This window comes from Bradyrhizobium sp. USDA 4461 (assembly GCF_054055655.1).
This window is the reverse complement of sequence record NZ_JBSRXM010000001.1, coordinates 4,826,658-4,843,124: the sequence shown is the minus strand read 5'-3', so window position 1 is coordinate 4,843,124 and position 16,467 is coordinate 4,826,658. Positions and strand designations below refer to the sequence as shown.

Annotated in this window: 17 protein-coding genes; 7 read left to right on the top strand and 10 right to left on the bottom strand. The window is 64.5% G+C overall.

The annotated features are described in order from the left end of the window. Nucleotides 1-113 precede the first annotated feature (113 nt). The 4 genes from ACVINW_RS22310 to ACVINW_RS22295 form a co-directional block, all read right to left on the bottom strand. The gene (locus ACVINW_RS22310) at nt 114-305 is read right to left on the bottom strand and encodes a hypothetical protein (RefSeq protein WP_456756472.1); all 192 of its coding nucleotides are present in this window, start codon (nt 303-305) and stop codon (nt 114-116) included. A 116-nt stretch (nt 306-421) separates the two neighbouring features. Continuing rightward, nucleotides 422-1,357, bottom strand: a complete 936-nt coding sequence (locus tag ACVINW_RS22305; protein ID WP_456753275.1) for a S49 family peptidase — start codon at nt 1,355-1,357, stop codon at nt 422-424. A 243-nt stretch (nt 1,358-1,600) separates the two neighbouring features. Then, the gene (locus ACVINW_RS22300) at nt 1,601-2,368 is read right to left on the bottom strand and encodes a tRNA1(Val) (adenine(37)-N6)-methyltransferase (RefSeq protein ID WP_456753274.1); all 768 of its coding nucleotides are present in this window, start codon (nt 2,366-2,368) and stop codon (nt 1,601-1,603) included. Continuing rightward, nucleotides 2,361-2,588: a putative signal transducing protein gene (locus ACVINW_RS22295; RefSeq protein WP_456753273.1), complete on the bottom strand. Its 228-nt coding sequence runs from the start codon at nt 2,586-2,588 to the stop codon at nt 2,361-2,363. Before ACVINW_RS22295 ends, ACVINW_RS22300 begins: the two co-directional genes overlap by 8 nt. A gap of 135 nt (nt 2,589-2,723) precedes the next feature. Between ACVINW_RS22295 and ACVINW_RS22290 the strand changes: the two genes are divergently transcribed. Further along, on the top strand, nt 2,724-3,734 hold the full coding sequence (locus ACVINW_RS22290; RefSeq protein ID WP_456753272.1) for a polyprenyl synthetase family protein: 1,011 nt from the start codon (nt 2,724-2,726) through the stop codon (nt 3,732-3,734). 234 nt (nt 3,735-3,968) lie between these two features. Here the strand turns inward: ACVINW_RS22290 and ACVINW_RS22285 are convergent, their stop codons facing one another. Continuing rightward, on the bottom strand, nt 3,969-5,333 hold the full coding sequence (locus ACVINW_RS22285) for a class-II fumarase/aspartase family protein (RefSeq protein ID WP_456753271.1): 1,365 nt from the start codon (nt 5,331-5,333) through the stop codon (nt 3,969-3,971). Between ACVINW_RS22285 and ACVINW_RS22280 the strand changes: the two genes are divergently transcribed. Further along, nucleotides 5,332-5,505 carry a hypothetical protein gene (locus tag ACVINW_RS22280; protein ID WP_456753270.1) on the top strand — a complete coding sequence of 58 codons (174 nt, stop codon included), beginning with the start codon at nt 5,332-5,334 and terminating at the stop codon, nt 5,503-5,505. The genes ACVINW_RS22285 and ACVINW_RS22280 overlap by 2 nt on opposite strands. Nucleotides 5,506-5,775: 270 nt before the next feature. Here ACVINW_RS22280 and ACVINW_RS22275 read toward each other — a convergent pair whose 3' ends face one another. Beyond that, nucleotides 5,776-6,615 (bottom strand): AraC family transcriptional regulator, encoded by an 840-nt coding sequence (locus ACVINW_RS22275; RefSeq protein ID WP_456753269.1) that lies wholly within the window; start codon nt 6,613-6,615, stop codon nt 5,776-5,778. A 236-nt stretch (nt 6,616-6,851) separates the two neighbouring features. Between ACVINW_RS22275 and ACVINW_RS22270 the strand changes: the two genes are divergently transcribed. Then, a complete protein-coding gene (locus ACVINW_RS22270; protein WP_456753268.1) occupies nt 6,852-8,093 on the top strand; it encodes an ABC transporter substrate-binding protein in 1,242 nt (413 codons plus the stop codon). 305 nt (nt 8,094-8,398) lie between these two features. Then, nucleotides 8,399-9,502 (top strand): mandelate racemase/muconate lactonizing enzyme family protein, encoded by a 1,104-nt coding sequence (locus tag ACVINW_RS22265; protein WP_456753267.1) that lies wholly within the window; start codon nt 8,399-8,401, stop codon nt 9,500-9,502. A gap of 146 nt (nt 9,503-9,648) precedes the next feature. On the opposite strand, the gene ACVINW_RS22260 is transcribed toward ACVINW_RS22265, so the two are convergent. Then, complete coding sequence (locus ACVINW_RS22260) at nt 9,649-10,020, bottom strand: hypothetical protein (protein WP_456756471.1); 372 nt, start codon at nt 10,018-10,020, stop codon at nt 9,649-9,651. A 197-nt stretch (nt 10,021-10,217) separates the two neighbouring features. On the opposite strand from ACVINW_RS22260, the gene ACVINW_RS22255 reads away from it, so the two are divergent. Then, nucleotides 10,218-10,439 carry a hypothetical protein gene (locus tag ACVINW_RS22255; protein ID WP_456753266.1) on the top strand — a complete coding sequence of 74 codons (222 nt, stop codon included), beginning with the start codon at nt 10,218-10,220 and terminating at the stop codon, nt 10,437-10,439. A gap of 287 nt (nt 10,440-10,726) precedes the next feature. On the opposite strand, the gene ACVINW_RS22250 is transcribed toward ACVINW_RS22255, so the two are convergent. Further along, nucleotides 10,727-11,161 (bottom strand): cupin domain-containing protein, encoded by a 435-nt coding sequence (locus ACVINW_RS22250; RefSeq protein ID WP_456753265.1) that lies wholly within the window; start codon nt 11,159-11,161, stop codon nt 10,727-10,729. Nucleotides 11,162-11,480: 319 nt separating this feature from the next. Continuing rightward, nucleotides 11,481-12,137 (bottom strand): glutathione S-transferase, encoded by a 657-nt coding sequence (locus ACVINW_RS22245; protein WP_456753264.1) that lies wholly within the window; start codon nt 12,135-12,137, stop codon nt 11,481-11,483. 176 nt (nt 12,138-12,313) lie between these two features. On the opposite strand from ACVINW_RS22245, the gene ACVINW_RS22240 reads away from it, so the two are divergent. Then, a complete protein-coding gene (locus ACVINW_RS22240) occupies nt 12,314-13,537 on the top strand; it encodes a polyhydroxyalkanoate depolymerase (protein ID WP_456753263.1) in 1,224 nt (407 codons plus the stop codon). A gap of 193 nt (nt 13,538-13,730) precedes the next feature. Further along, on the top strand, nt 13,731-14,525 hold the full coding sequence (locus tag ACVINW_RS22235) for a substrate-binding domain-containing protein (protein ID WP_456753262.1): 795 nt from the start codon (nt 13,731-13,733) through the stop codon (nt 14,523-14,525). 147 nt (nt 14,526-14,672) lie between these two features. Here ACVINW_RS22235 and ACVINW_RS22230 read toward each other — a convergent pair whose 3' ends face one another. Next, nucleotides 14,673-16,409, bottom strand: a complete 1,737-nt coding sequence (locus tag ACVINW_RS22230) for a protein kinase domain-containing protein (RefSeq protein WP_456753261.1) — start codon at nt 16,407-16,409, stop codon at nt 14,673-14,675. Nucleotides 16,410-16,467 lie beyond the last annotated feature (58 nt).

Below are 16,467 nucleotides of genomic sequence, written 5' to 3'. Positions count from 1 at the left end.
GTGTGAAAACGCGCGGGACCGTATCGGCGGCGGCCAATGGAATCAAGGCGATGGGGGTGACGTTTGTCATTCCGGGGCGCCTCGAAGAGGCGAACCCGGAATGATAGGAGTGGCTAGCCCGGGCGATAGGCCCCGGTCACGGGGTCACGGCGCAGGGTCTTGATTTCGCTGGCACGGGTGGCCTCGGACACGCGGGACAATCGCGCCTCTTCCAGTTCCTGGTTGATCCGGACGGCCGTCTTGTATGCCCAGCGGACCACGGCCAGGCCACCCAGGACGCCTGCGAATGCAATCAGCGGCGGCATCGGTCGATCCTTGTCGTTCACGTCGGTCAGGCCCCCAATGGCAGGCATTCTCGCCCAACCGAGGCTGCGCCGCAATCGCGGTTCTGGGGCTAAATGGCGCGCTCACATCCCCGTGTTCAGAGCCCGAATCTGGCCCAAATCGCCCGTGTTTCCAGCGCCGAGATCAGATCGTCCGGCAAGCCGGCCAAGCCGTCGAGCGCGGCCAGCGATCCCGCCCCCGGCGCTCTGCGGCCGAGCAGGCCGGACAGCACGCCGCTGGCGGGCGCGATCACCGGGGTCAGCACCTTCTCGCCATAGCGGGCCCGCAAGACGGAGCGGAGATCGCCGATGCTGTCTGCAAGCCCGAGACCGATCGCGGTCTCGCCCGCCCAGTATTCACCGGTGAACAACACGTCGTCGGCGGCCTTCAGGCGGCTGCCGCGGCTCTGCTTCACCAGGTTGATGAAGGTCGCATGGATCTCGCGCTGGATCGTCTTCAGCCGGGCGACGTCGTCGGGGTTTTCGGGAAGGAACGGATCGAGCATCGCCTTGTGGCTGCCGGCCGTGTACAGCCGCCGCTCGACGCCGATCTTCTTGATCGCCTCCTGGAAGCCGAAGCTGCCGCCGACCACGCCGATCGAGCCGAGGATCGAGGACGGGTCGCAATAAATCTCATCGCCCGCGCAGGCGATCATGTAGCCGCCGGAGGCTGCAACATCCTCGGCGAACACCAGCACCGGCAGCTTCTTCTCGGCCGCCAGTTGCCGGATGCGCAGATAGATCTGGCGCGACTGCACCGGCGAGCCGCCCGGCGAATTGATCACCAGCGCCACCGCCTTGGCATTACGCGTGCCAAAGGCGCGCTCCAGCATCTTGGCAACGCCCGAGAGCGTCATGCCGGGCCGCAGCGGCGTCACCGCGCCGATCACACCCGACAGCCGCACGACGGGCACCACCGCCGTGCCGCGCCGGAAACGTGCCGGCAACATTCCCTGCACGCGTTCGAGCAGTCCCGAGCGTCCTCCGGAATGTGCTCCAGAATGGCCTTGGCGATCACTTATTTGTTCACTCATGCCGTTACCTCGAATTAACCACTTTTTATCACGCCACTGTCATTGGATTCCGTGGAACGCGTTTTGCATTTTGCCATTGGGGAAGCAACGCGCGGGCGGAGAGGAAATCATGAAGATCTATCTGCTGATTATGCTGATCGGTACGTTGCTGATGGCGATTCGCTTCACCTCGACGCCGGAACGCCAGTCGGAAACGGCTTCGCAGTGATTTAGTGCCAGTCACGCGGGCAGCTCGCCTGTCCGCTAGCGCCGCGCCAGCGGCAATTCTCCCTTTCCAGCCAAGATCTCCTGCACCCATTTATTGGGCACCCCTGACTCTTCATTGAGCAGCAGCGCGGCATGCAGTCGCGTCGGCGCCCGGCCGCCTTTGGTCGCCCGCACCAGGATTCGGATCGCAGGCCGCGCCGCCTCGCCGTGAACGGGCAGGATCTCGAGACTGCCGAAGCCGCGCTCCAGCGCAGCCAGCACTTCGGCGATCCCGTCGGCACGCCAGATCAGCGCAAGCTGCCCGTTCGACTTGAGGATCCGCCGCGCCGCGTGGACCCAGCTGGCCAGCGTGGTCGCGGTCGCGACATGGGCGCGCTGGCGTACACCGTCGGGCGAGGCGCGGTGCCTGTCGGCATCATTGAACGGCGGGTTCATCAGCACAACGTCGGCACTGTCGGGCGCAAGGCCCGCCGCATCGAAGGCTGCGGCACCGGCCTCGACATCGAGCACGATCACGTCGGCCTTGATCGCGTTGGCGGCGGCGTTATTCCGCGCCAGCTCGGCCAATCCAGGATCGATCTCGACCAGGACCAGATCGATCCCCCTCACCCGCCGCGCCACCGCGAGCCCGGCCGCACCGACCCCGGCGCCGAGATCGACGACGCGCTCACCCGAGCGCGCCGGTGTCGCCGCGGCCAGCAGGATCGCGTCATGGCCGGCGCGGTGGCCGCTGCGGGGCTGGCGCAGCCGCAATTGCCCGCCGAGAAAACCGTCCTCGGTGACATCTGCGGTCGAATTACTCATCGGCCCGCAATTCATGACCAAGGCCGGCGTCGGTCAGGAGCTGGCGGGCCTCGTGGTTGTCGTCCTCATGCACCAGGATCCGCCGCGGCAGCACGCCGAGCGAGCCCTCGATGATGCTCATGTTCTGGTCCAGAACCAAATGATGGATGTTAGCGCTGTCGAGCAGCGCTCCGATGGCGGAGACCAGCACCACGTCATTGGTCCGTACCAATTCCCGCAAAATACGCTCTCCTGTCGCCCCGGCAGTGCAGCGAATGCCTCACATGTCAACAACTTCGTGGCCTTGCCGCAAACCTTCGCAGTTTCTATTGTTATCACTGAGCATAATGCGTATTCGGCAAAATTGGAGACCAGCGTGGCGGTTATTGTACCCTTCGAAAGCCCGTCCAATGCTTCGATCGACGGGCTGGTGGGACTTGTCGCCGCCGACATGGAGCGCGTCAACGCGACGATCATTTCGCGGACCGGCTCCGAAGTCACCATGATCCCCGAGGTCGCCAACCATCTGATCTCCTCCGGGGGAAAACGGCTGCGCCCGATCCTGACGCTGGCGATGGCCCAGCTCGCCGACTACAGCGGCGACGGCCATATCAAGCTCGCCGCCGCGGTCGAGTTCATGCACACCGCGACCCTGCTGCACGACGACGTGGTCGACGAGAGCGAGCTGCGCCGCGGCAAATTGTCCGCGCGGATGCTGTGGGGCAACGAGGCCAGCGTGCTGGTCGGCGACTTCCTGCTCGGCCAGGCCTTCCGGATGATGGTCGAGGTCGGCTCGCTGCGCGCGCTCGACATCCTCTCCGCGGCCGCCGCCACCATCGCCGAGGGCGAGGTGATGCAGCTCGCCGCCGCCAAGAACACCGCGACCACCGAGGACGAATATCTCGCCGTGATCCGCGGCAAGACCGCGGAGCTGTTCGCCGCCGCCTGCGAGGTCGGTCCCGTGATCGCCAACCGGCCGAAGGCCGAGCAGACCGCCTGCCGCTCGGTCGGCATGAATCTCGGCATCGCCTTCCAGCTCGTCGACGACGTGCTCGACTATGGCGGCAAATCCGCCAAGCTCGGCAAGAATGTCGGCGACGATTTCCGCGAAGGCAAGATCACGCTGCCGGTGGTGCTCGCCTTCCGCAGGGGCAACGACACCGAGCGCCAATTCTGGATCCGCGCGCTCGAGCGCGGCGAGATCGGATCGGCCGACCTCGACCACGCGATCGGACTGATGACCAAGCACCGCGCGCTGGAAGACACCATCAGCCGCGCCCAGCATTACGGCGCGATGGCCGTCGACGCGCTGGCGCTGTTCCCGTCGTCACCGATGAAGACGGCGCTGGAACAGGTGGTCGCGTTCTGCCTGGCAAGATCGCACTAAACTCGCCACACCAACTGTGTCGTCCCTGCGAAAGCAGGGACCCATACTCCGCAGCGGGTGTGGTGAACGCGACTCGTCGTTCCAGCATCGCGCAACAACCACGCTTGGTGGTTATGGGTCCCTGCTTTCGCAGGGACGACACTGAGTATGTCGTACGGCATCGGGCGACTCTGAGCTGACGTCTCCCGCCCCCGCTCAAGCCGCGTCGCCCTGCGCCCGCGAGGCGGGCACGGATCAGCGCGCCACGCTCGCCAGCACGCGGTCGACCATCTCGGGCGCAAGGCCGAGATAGTTTCGCGGCGAGGTCAGGTGCTCGATCGTCGCGCGGTCGATGCGCGAGGAAATCCGCGGATCGGCCGCGAGCGCGTCCGCAAGCGAGATGTGCTGCTCGTTGGCGCGACGGCAGGCGTCGTAGACGACGTCGTGCGCGTCCTGGCGCCCGAGCTGCGGCGCGAGACCCATCATCACCGCTTCCGCCACGATCAGGCCGCGGCTGATGTCGAGATTGGTCGCCATCCGCGCCTCGTCGACGATCAGGCCGCCGAGCGCGAACTTGGCCTGATGCAGGGCGCCGGCGGTCAGCACGAAGCTCTCCGGGATCGCCATCCATTCGGCGTGCCAGGGTCCGGTCGCCCGCTCGAAATCCTGGATCGTCGCGTCGAGCATCAGGCCGGCGTGCTGGCGCACGCCCTTGGCGGCCGCCAGCATCAGCTCCGACGAGATCGGATTGCGTTTCTGCGGCATGGTGGAGGACGCGCCGCGGCCCTTCACGAACGGCTCATAGAGTTCGGCGAATTCGGTCGAGGCCATGATCATGATGTCGAGCGCGATCTTGCCGAGCGAGCCGGTCACCAGCGCAAAGAAGTTCACGACTTCGGCGAGCCCGTCGCGCGCCACATGCCAGGTAGACACCGGCACGCCGAGGCCGAGCTCTTCGCAGAGCGCCTGCTGAACCTCGAGACCTTTGTCGCCCAGCGACGCCAGCGTGCCGGCGGCACCGGCGAACTGGCCGACCAGCACGCGTGGCTTCAATTGCGCGAGCCGTTCGGCGTGGCGATCGAACATCGCAAGCCAGATCGCGCATTTGTAGCCGAAGGTGACCGGCAGCGCTTGTTGCAGATGGGTGCGGCCGGCCATCGGCGTATCGCGATGCCGCTTCGAGAGATCCGCGAGGATCTTGCGCAGCTCCGAGATGTCCTGCTCGATGATCTCAAGGCCGGCGCGGACCTGCAGGATCACGGCGCTGTCCATGATGTCCTGCGTGGTCGCGCCCCAATGCACATAGCGGCCGGCTTCGCCGCATTGCTTTGCCATCTGATGCACCAGTGGCAGGATCGGGTAGCCGACGATGTCGGTTTCCTGGCGCAGCAGATCGAAATCGAGCGCCGCGACGTCGGTCCGCCTTGCGATCTCATCGGCTGCATCCGAAGGAATGACGCCGCAGCGCGCCTCCGCCCTGGCGAGCGCGATCTCGACCTCGGCGTAGCGGGAGATCAGCGAATAGTCCGAGAAGATCTCGCGCATGACCGGCGTGCCGAAGGCGTCACGAAACAGAATCGAGTCGAGAACCGTCGTGGCGGTCGGAACGGTGGCGCGCATGGAAACCTCCCAAGATGACGGCCGGCATTTTTTATGTCCGGACATAATCCTTTTATTTCATGTCAGGCGCTATCTGGATCAGACGGGCAACATCGTCGAAATATCCGCGACCGTGCACCCGGCCGACCGCTTCACCTTTTCGATGCGGCTGCGCCGCGACCGCTCTGCGTGAGCGCGGCGGCCCCTCCTCCACAGGCACCCAGCCGTAGGATGGATAGAGCGAAGCGAAACCCATCAACCCGTATCCGCGGCACGATGATGGGTATCGCTGCGCTCCACCCATCCGATTCGCCTCTCCCCCGTCATTCCGGGGCGCCGCAAAGCGGCGAACCCGGAATCCATTGCTCCACTTGCTCCGCGGCCTAATGGATTCCGGTCTCTCGCTTCGCGAGCCCCGGAATGACGAGCAAGGGGGACGCGCATCAAACGAGGTAGGAAACGCCTACTCCTCCACCGGCACCCAGATCTCCAGCCCGCCATTGCCGGTGTTCTTGTCGAATTTCTCGTCGTAGCGCTCGAAGTTCGGCGCGTCTGCGACCTTCATGCCGGATTGCGGCAGCCACCTGTTCCAGATCGTGTTGACGGTGCGGCGGATGGTCGAGATGTGGTCCGCATGGGTGAACACCACATATTTCTGCGCCGGAATCCGGACGCACGCGAACTCGCGCGGCAGGTCGGAGAAATCGGCGACCTCGACACCGGCGATGTAGTCGAAATTGCCGGCGTCATCGCCATTGCAGCAGACCCCGTAGACGACCCGGCCGACCTGACGCGGAATATGCGCGCATTGCTGGTGGAAACCATGCCACTGGTTCGGAATGCCGGCCGTGCTGTCATTGGCGTGGTTGTAGCGCTCGCCGACACCGGCAACGAGAAACGCCTTACCGGTCGCGATGCGTGGCGGATCGATGTGGTCGAGAGCGGTCGAGATCATGGTGATCGGCTCCTGCAGCTTGAGCTTGGTCAGGCACGTGGTCGCGCGCACGGCTTCGGGCGTGACGCCGAAATGGTCGCGGAACGCGCGGGTGAACGCTTCGTGGGAGCCGTAATCCGCATCCAGCGCCAGCGTGAGGATATCGGGCGCACCGGCCGCGAGCTCGCGCGCGGCCTCGCTGAGACGGCGCGCCCGCACGTAGCGCATCACCGAGAACCCGGTCGCCTCCGCGAACGCCCGCACCAGATGGAAGCGCGAGACGCCGGCAACGGCCGCGATGTCGTCGAGCGTCAGCGACCTGCGGAGGTGACTTTCGATGTACCAGAGCGCCTTCTGGGCTGGATTCATGGACGACAGCTTTCCTGCAAAGCGCGGGCATCATGCATGGTTGCGGCCTGCGGCGCTTGACAATCCTTGCTGCACAGCCGCGAAACCCTGGTTCCGCTCAGCGAAATTTTAGCCCAAAGCCGTCGCTGGCAACAATGATGCAATCGTGCATACTCGCAGTTGCATCGATCCGACGGCTCATCAAGCAGCCCAAAATCAAGACTGCACGAGCCGCGGCCAGCATGTCAGGGAGGACAATGATGCACCACCAACGCTTGAGCTATGCCAACCGCGTCAAGTCGGCGGCGCTTGCGGGGCTGTTGACGATCGCCGTCGCAACCGCCGCCAGCGCGCAGAAGAAATACGATCCGGGCGCTACCGACACCGAGATCAAGGTCGGCAACATCATGCCCTATTCCGGCCCGGCGTCCGCCTACGCCACGATCGGCAAGACGGAAGCGGCCTATTTCAACAAGCTCAACAGCGAAGGCGGCATCAACGGCCGCAAGGTCAATTTCATCTCCTATGACGACGCCTACTCGCCGCCGAAGATGGTCGAGCAGGCCCGCAAGCTGGTCGAGAGCGACGAGGTGCTGTTGATCTTCAATCCGCTGGGCACGCCGGGCAACACGGCGATCCAGAAATACATGAATGCCAAGAAGGTGCCGCAGCTGTTCGTCTCCACCGGCGCCGCCAAGTGGAACGATGCGAAGAATTTTCCGTGGACCATGGGCTGGCAGCCGAGCTACCAGGTCGAGGCGCGCATCTATGCCAAATACATCCTGGACAAATATCCCGGCAAGACCATCGGCGTGCTCTACCAGAACGACGATTTCGGCAAGGACTATCTGATCGGCCTGCATGAGGGGCTCGGCGACGCGGCGAAGAAACTGATCGTCGTCGAATCCTCCTACGAGACCTCGTCGCCGACGGTGGATTCGCAGATCGTGCAGATCAAGGGCGCCAACCCCGACATCTTCGTCAACATCGCGACGCCGAAATTCGCGGCGCAGGCGATCAAGAAGGCCGCCGAGCTGGACTGGCATCCGGTGCAGTTCCTGACCAACGTCTCGGTCTCGATCGGCGGCGTGATGAAGCCGGCCGGCTACGAGGCGAGTCAGGGCATCCTGTCCACGCAGTATCTCAAGGATCCCAAGGACCCCGAGTGGAAGAACGATCCCGCCATGGTCGAGTGGCGCAGCTTCATGACCAAATGGTATCCCGAAGGCGATCAGGACGACGCCTCGACCGTGTTCGGCTACGGTGTCGCCAAGGGGCTCGAGCAGGTGCTGCGGCAATGCGGCGACAATCTCACCCGCGAGAACCTGATGAAGCAGGCAGCCAGCCTCAATTTCGAGATCGGCATCTATCTGCCCGGCACCAAGATCAAGACCGGGCCGGACGACTATGCGCCGATCGAGCAGTTGCAGATGATGCGCTTCAAGGGCGAGAGCTGGGAGCGGTTCGGCCCCGTGATGAGCGGCGAGAAGAGCTCTTAGAGCATGATCCGGAAAAGTGGAAACCGGTTTTCCGAAAAGATCATGCTCAAACAAAGAGTTGAGATCATGATGCGATTCCGTGGAAGCGCATCATGATCTGAAGGCCCACCGCCACAACTTTGGGCTTCATGATGCCCGGCACCGCGCCGGGCATCCACGTCTTCGACACGATTCACGCGCAAGATTTTCGCAAGGAAGATTTGCGATGGCCGGAACCCGGCCGATCAGCCCGGCGCCGCACTGAGGCCGGAGTGTCCGGCCATCGCGACCCAAAGGCACATCCTGCGATCGGAAGGACAACAACAATGAAAATCACCGACGTCCGCGCCCACCATATCCGTATTCCCTATGACGCAGGCCCCGCAAGCTTCCGCCAGGGCGCGTCCGCGATCTCCGCGCTCGACATGGTGCTGGTCGAGGTGTCGACCGATGCCGGCCTGACCGGCTGGGGCGATGCCTTCGCCTATGTCTGTCCGAAGACCAGCTGCACGGCGGTCGCCGAGATGATCGCGCCGCAGGCCCGCGGCCTCGAGGTGCCCGATGCCGCCCAGATTCCTGCCGCGATGGAGCAGATCCAGCGCAATCTGCATCTGTTCGGCCGCTACGGCATCACGATGTTTGCGATCTCTGCGCTCGACATCGCGCTGTGGGATCTCGCCGGCAAGGTGAAGGGCGTGCCGCTGCATCAATTGATCGGCGGCGCCAAGCGCAGCACGATCCCGGCCTATGCGAGCCTGATGCGGATCGGCAATCCGACCCATATCGCCGCCGAATGCAAGAAGGCGATCAAGCTCGGTTACTCCGCGATCAAGCTGCACGAGAGCACCGTGCCCGCGGTGTCAGCCGCGCGCGAGGCGATCGGCCCCGGCGTGCCGCTGATGGTCGACATGAACTGCCCGCTGGATGGGCCGGCGGCGATCCAGTTCGCGCGCGACTGCAAACAGGCCGCGCCGCTGTTTCTGGAGGAGCCGGTCTGGCCGCCGGAAGATTTTGCCACGCTCGCCGAGGTGCGCAGAGAAGGCCGGCTCGATATCGCGGCCGGCGAGAACGCCTGCACCGTGCATCAATTCCGCCAGATGATGACCGCGGGCGCGGTCAGTCATGCGCAGCCGTCGGTGATCAAGGTCGGCGGCGTCACCGAATTCCTGCGCGTCGCCGTGCTCGCCGACGAGTTCGGCGTCCAGGTGATTCCGCACTCGCCCTATTTCGGGCCGGGCTTCCTCGCCACGCTGCATCTGATGGCGATCCGTGACTCGGGCCTGATCGAGGTGTTCTTCATGAAGCGCCCCGCCTGCCTGTGGGGCGACCGCATCGCTGTCGACGCCAGCGGCCATGTCGCCGTGCCGCAGGGCTCCGGGCTCGGCTATGAGCCGGATCGCCACGTGATGGAGACATATCGGGTGGCGTGACGAGTGCACGGCTCTTTCCGCCGTCATTGCGAGGAGCGAAGCGACGAAGCAATCCACGGCTCGGCAAGCTGAGCGATGGATTGCTTCGCGGAGCCTGTCATCCGGCGGCGCTTCGCGCCGAGCGGGTGGCTCGCAATGACGGTGTACTATTTCGTCCCGTCCTTTGCCGCAGGCGCGGCCTCCTTTGCCGGCGGCGCGTCGGCTTTCTTCTTCAGATCCTCGGCCAGCTTGGCCTGCGCCGCCTGCAAATCGGTGGCGAGCTTTTGTAAGCTTGCCACCATGCTCTGCAAGCTCGCGATCTGCCGGTTGGCCGCGTCGAGCTTCTGTTGGTGATCCGTGGTGAGCTTGCCGATCGTCTTTTGCAGGAAATCGACATTGCTCTGCAGGCAGCTGGTGCGCCGCTCCATGGTTTTCTCGACGGTGCAGATCTCGATGCCGGGTATGTCCTGCGCGTGCGCGGTTCCGACCAGCGCGAGTGCGAGCGGCACGAGCAAGGCAAAGACAAATCGCGCGATCATCGGCATCCCCCCATCACATGCGTCATTCACAGTTTTGTGCTCGCGACGCAGAAAGCCGGGCAGACATACCACACTGAAACCGCATTCGAGCGGTGTGCTGCACTCATTACGGGGACTACTCGTGGGGACGGGGGCCTTCGGAACTTTGTTTGGTTCGACCCCTTTTGGCTCGACCTTGGGCAGTGGAGACAGATCGCATGGCAACGCGCGAAAAACGGTTGGCGCAATTCGACGGCAATGGCGAACCTTCGCCGGAACAACGCGTGGAAGTGCTTTGTGAGGATCACAGCGGGACGTATCAGCTACCGTTCGCCTGCCGCTTCGTCGACGGCCAATGGCGCAATGACACGACAGGTGGCGCGCTGGAGGCCAACGTCATCGCCTGGCGGAAGCCGCGCGAGAAGCAACCGCTGGCCTGATCCCGTGAGGCGCCGTTGTTGCGCATGGTCCTTCGGGACCATGCATGCTGTTTCAAAACGCGACGCGCACGCGCTGCGCTTTAAGATTTGGAACGCGGATGGAACGAACCGCGTCCGAATCACTGATCGAGAGCCGTACTCCGTTGTTCACGGCTAGATGTGGTCATCAGCCCGACGCGGCGCACCACATACAGAAGCATGACGATCGGCCGCAGCCAGCGGCCGACAACAAGGGTTAATTCCTCCGCAGACGACATCGCGATCCCTTTCTCCGTCCTCCTTGACGATCATTTCCACGGCGTGGTCGGCGGCACGGTCTCGGTCGCCGGCGGCACATCCACGGTCTTGAAGTCGGCGGGGCTGACGATCTCGAGGTATTCCATGTCCTTCGAGTAATCGAACAGATAGTGGGTGATGCCGGGACGCTGATGGATGACGTCGCCGGCCTCGACCAGCGTCTCCTTGTCCTCGTACATGAAGCGGGCCCAGCCCTTGGTCATGATGACGATCTGAAAATCGCACAGATGCTTGTGCCAGCCGGTGCCCTCTTCCGGCGGCATGTCGGGATTGGCCTTGACCAGGTGGCAGATCACCTGCCCGCCGGTGGCATCGGCGATCCCGAGATCGCGATACAGGAAGAAGTCGCGCAGACCTCCGCCCTTGAACTCGGTGTCACCGGGTTTGACGTGGGAGAATTTGCTGACGACGGCGTGCTGGTTCATTTCAAGCCTCCACGGTTCTCGTGTTCGCGAGATCGCGGCGCGGCTCAGCGTCCAAATTTTCGGCAGCGTCGCATCGTCGCGGTCACAGCTCGGTTGTTGCTATGCGAAATCCTTGCCAGCCCGGTCGGGCCGCGGCGATCGGTCCCGCGATGTGCCGATGTCGCGGCGGAAGCATCTGGGGCAAGGCCCGAATTTGCGCTCGGCCGCTGCCTGGCACGCCCGCCGCGCGGCGCCGATGCCTGGCGCCGATGGCATGTCGATTGAGCAAGGCTTGCCTGGAGCTTGAGCCGCCGGCCCAGGCAGGCCGGAGGCGCACTGCCTAATATTCGACCTCGAGCTCCTCGACGTCGGCCGGCTCGGCCTTCGCCGCCTCGACCCATTCCTGCATCTCGGGCATCGCCATGATGGTCCTGGCATAGGCCGCGAGGACGGGATCGAGCTTGACGTCATAGGTCATGAAGCGGGTCACCACCGGCGCATACATCGCATCCGCCATGGTGCGGCGTTCGCCGAACAGGAATGGCCCGCCGGACTTGTCGAGGCAATCCCGCCAGATCGCGCAGACGCGCTCGATATCGGCCTGCGCCCGCGACCAGATCTTGAAGCCGGGGAAGTGGCCCTTGAGATTGACGGGGAGCGAGGACCGCAGCGTGGTGAAGCCGGAATGGATTTCGCCCGAGATCGAGCGGCAATGCGCGCGCTGGATCCGGTCTTCCGGCAACAGCCCGGCATGTGGCATGATCTCGTTGAGGTACTCGCCGATCGCCAGCGTGTCCCAGACGGTTGCGCCCTCATGGCGCAGGCAGGGCACCAGGATCGACGACGACAGCAGCAGCAGTTCGGCCCGCGCCGAGGGGTCATCGGGCGCGGTCACCACCTCGTCGAACTCCAGCCCGGCGAATTTGGCCAGCAACCAGCCGCGCAGCGACCAGGACGAGTAATTCTTGCTGCTGATGGTGAGCGTCGCCTTCGCCATTTCGGTGTCCTCACGCCTGAACGCATGCTTGGCTCCCGGACCCTGCGAGCGGTCCAACCGCCGCGCCCCTCGGGAGCCGTTCGTTTTTGCAGCAAGCGACGTGCCAATTTGCCGGGCAGTCGGCCCACCTCTGGCCTCGATATTGCTTGGCAGACCAGGCCACCGGGTGGATGCGTATGATGTCAATGCTGTACCAGGCCTACCAGAACCATATGGACCTCACTGCGCCGTGGCGGACCGGCGCCGCGGCGGCATTGCGCTACCTCAATCTGGTGCCGCGGGGCACCTCGCAGCGGACGTTCGGCCGACTCGCCGCCGCGCTCGAGCTGATCTCCCGCTCCACCCTGACCTATGCCCGCCCCGACTACGCCATCGGTAGCGTGACCTCCGGCAACAGGGAGTACCAGGTGACCGAGGAGGTCGCCTATGCGACGCCGTTCGGCTCGCTGCTGCACTTCAAGAAGGTGGACGGACCGGAGCAGCCGCGGCTGCTGCTGGTGGCGCCGATGTCCGGCCATTTTGCCACCCTGCTGCGCGGCACCGTGAAGACGCTGCTGCAGGACCACGACGTCTACATCACCGACTGGCACAATCCGCGCGACATCCCGCGCAGCGATGGCCGCTTCGGGCTCGAGGATTATACCGACCACCTGATCGACTTCCTCGGCCAGCTCGGCCCGCGTGCGCATATGGTGGCGATCTGCCAGCCTTCAGTGTCGGCGCTGGCGGCGGCCGCGATCATGTCGGAAGACAACCATCCGGCGCGGCCGGCATCGCTGACCCTGATGGCCGGGCCGATCGACACACGGATCCAGCCGACCAAGGTCAACGAGTTCGCTAAGAGCAAGCCGATCAAATGGTTCGAGGACAATCTGATCAATTACGTCCCCGTACAGTGCAAGGGCGCGCTGCGTCAGGTCTATCCCGGCTTCGTGCAGCTCACGGCGTTCGTGTCGATGAATCTGGAGCGCCACATCAAGCAGCACATCGATCTCGCCGATCATCTCGCCAAGGGCGAGACCGACAAGGCCGAGGTGATCAAGACCTTCTACGACGAGTATTTTGCCGTCATGGACCTGCCGGCGGAGTTCTACATCGAGACCGTGCGCGACGTGTTCCAGGAGCACCTGCTGCCGCAGGGCATGCTGATGCATCGCGGCCGCCCGGTGAACCCGGCGGCGATCCGGCGCATGGGCCTGATGACGGTGGAAGGCGAGAAGGACGACATCTGCTCGATCGGGCAGACGCTCGCCGCGCAGGACCTCTGCACCGGCGTGCGCACCTATCGCAAGGTGCACCACATGCAGGCCGGCGTCGGCCATTACGGCGTGTTCTCCGGCAAGCGCTGGAACAACGAAATCTATCCGCTGCTGCGCGATTTCGTGCATGTGAATTCGTGAGGGCTAGGCGACACCCTTTCCCCGTCATTGCGAGCGGAGCGAAGCAATCCATCGGTCCCGCAGCGGAAGCGTGGATTGCTTCGTCGCTACGCTCCTCGCAATGACGAGTGGCGGCTAGCCACGTCTCCGCCCGCGCTATAGTCTTCCCGCCACGACGACCCCGCTTGCCAAGAATCGTCCAGGGAGAAACTCCATGCGCGCCTCGACCGCCTTCCGTGCCCTCACGCTCGCTTTTGTCGGCGCCCTCGCCTTCGCCTCAGCCGCATCGGCCGCCGAAGTCCATGTCATGATCTCGGGCGGGCTGACGGCGGCCTACAAGGCGCTGGTGCCGGAGTTCGAGCGCAAGACCGGGCACAAGGTGGCGACCGCCTTCGGGCCGTCGATGGGCACCACGACCAACGCCATTCCGGTGCGGCTGGAGCGCGGCGAGCCGGCCGACGTGCTGATCATGGTCGGCTATGCGCTCGGTGACCTGATCAAGCAGGGCAAGGTGGTGGCCGACAGCCGCGTCGACCTCGTGAAGTCGCCGATCGGCATCGCGGTGAAGTCAGGCGCGCCGAAGCCGGACATCGGTTCGGCCGACAGCGTCAAGCAGGCGCTGCTTTCGGCGAAATCGGTCGCCTATTCCGACAGCGCCAGCGGCGTCTACGTCTCGACCGAGATGTTCGCAAAGCTCGGCATCGCCGACCAGATGAAGGACAAGGCGCGGATGATCCCGGCGACCCCGGTCGGCGAGATCGTCGCCAAGGGCGAGGCCGAGATCGGCTTGCAGCAGATTTCCGAGCTGAAACCGGTCGCCGGCATCGACATCGTCGGCCCCTTGCCGGAGCCGTTGCAGAAGATCACGGTGTTCTCCGCCGGGATCGCGACGGTTTCAAAAGAGCCTGAGGCCGGCAAGGCGCTGATCAGCTTCCTCGCCTCACCAGACGCCCGCGACGCGCTGGTCAAGAGCGGGCTGGATCCGATCGCAGGCGGTGCGACGTATTAGGTGCGCGCACGTTCTCTCGCCGTCATCCTGAGGTGCGAGCAAAGCGAGCCTCGAAGGATGCACGGCCACTAGCCGGGCCGTCGATCCTTCGAGACGCCGCTTCGCGGCTCCTCAGGATGACGGGGATAGATTGGCGCGGTTGTCGCCCTACCGCCAATGGTGCGCACCATACGCCAGCAGCAGCACCACGACGAGCGCCAGCAGCAGCGTGGTCGACTTCCAGAACAGCACCGGGTTGCGTTCGATCAGCGGGGTCGACGACGTCGTCAGATATTTGGCGTTGGGATTGCGCAGGTCGAACACGAACTCGGAGAAGCTCTCGTAGCGCTTGAGCGGGTTGACGTGCACGGCGCGCTCCAGCGCGCCGTCAACCCAGGTGGGGACATCGCGGCCGCGATGCGCGGCCGGACGGTAGACCAGCCGGTTGAAATCGGATCGCGTCCGCGCACGGGCGATCCGTGCGCCATAGGGCAAGCGGCTGGTCAGCATCTGATAGGTGACGACGCCGAGCGAAAACAGGTCGGAGCGCGCGGTGCCGCCCTCGCCCAGGAAATACTCCGGCGCGGTGTATTGCTGGGTGCCCAGAATGTCCTCGACGCCCGCCGGCACAGCCTCGGCAACGCCGGCAATCCGGGTCGAGCCGAAATCGATGATCTTCACCGTGCCGGTGCTGTCGATCATGATGTTGTCGGGCCTGACGTCCTGGTGCAGCATCTCCTTGCGATGGAAGGCGCGCAATCCCTTCGCGATCTGCTCGGTGATGTCGCGCACCGTCTCCAACGCCGGCGCCGGATTGTCAGTCATCCACTGCGTCAGGGTCTGACCGTCGATATATTCCATCGCAACGTAGAGGAAGTTGCGCTTGCGCTGCGGCAGAAACGGCTTCAGCACATGCGGGCTGTCGATCCGCCGGGCGACCCACTCCTCCATCACGAAGCGCTTGAGATAGGCCGCATCGTCGCGCAGGTCGATCGAGGGGATCTTGATCGTCACCGTGGTGCCGCTGTCCTCGTCAACAGCGAGATAGATGTGGCTGCGGTGCGAGGCATGCAGCTCGCGCACGATGCGATAGCCGTCGAACAGCATCCGTGCATCGAGCAGCGGCGGCAATGGCAGCTCGGTCGGCTGGCCGAACACCTCGCTGGCATCGCCGTCGGGCAACTCGTCGATCCGGACGATCTGGGCGGTGAGATTGTCCGGACTGCCGTTGTCGTAGGCCTGCGCGACGATCGACTTCGCGGCCGCATCGAGATCGGCGGCGCCATCCCTGATCGTCTTCGCCAGCTGGCGCGCCGGGACATGCTCGTAGATGCCGTCGGTCACCAGCAGGAAGATGTCGCCGCGCGCCAGCGGAAGGTTCTGGTAGTCGATCTCGAGCTGCGGGTTCACGCCGAGCGCGCGGCCGAGATAGCTCTGCTGCGAGGAGATCACGACACGGTGGTCGTTGGTCAATTGCTCCAGGCTGTTGCCGGCGACGCGGTAGATCCTGCTGTCGCCGACATGGAACAGATGCGCCGTGGTCGAGCGGATCACGAGCGCGCTCAGCGTGCAGACGTAGCCCTTGTCCTTGTCGTAGGGGTTCTGGCTGCGCCGCGTCTGCGCGTGCAGCCAGGAGTTGGTCGCCTCCAGCACCCGCCGCGCCGAGGTCTTCACCGACCAGGATTCCGAGGTGCAGTAGTAGTCGGTCAGGAAGCTCTTGACCGCGGACTCGGCGGCGACACGGCTGACGCTGCTCGAGGAGATGCCGTCGGCCAGCACCACGGCGATGCCCTTCAGGCCGAGCAGCGGCTCCTCGGGGATCAAGACGCCGTGGAAATCCTGATTGGTGTCCTTGCGGCCCTGATCCGAGAATTGCCCGACCGATATTTTCAGTGCGCGCGGCATCGTCCGTCCAAAAAGCGAATGGGGCCCTCCGTGACAGGAGAGCCCCATCAGCGGGCCT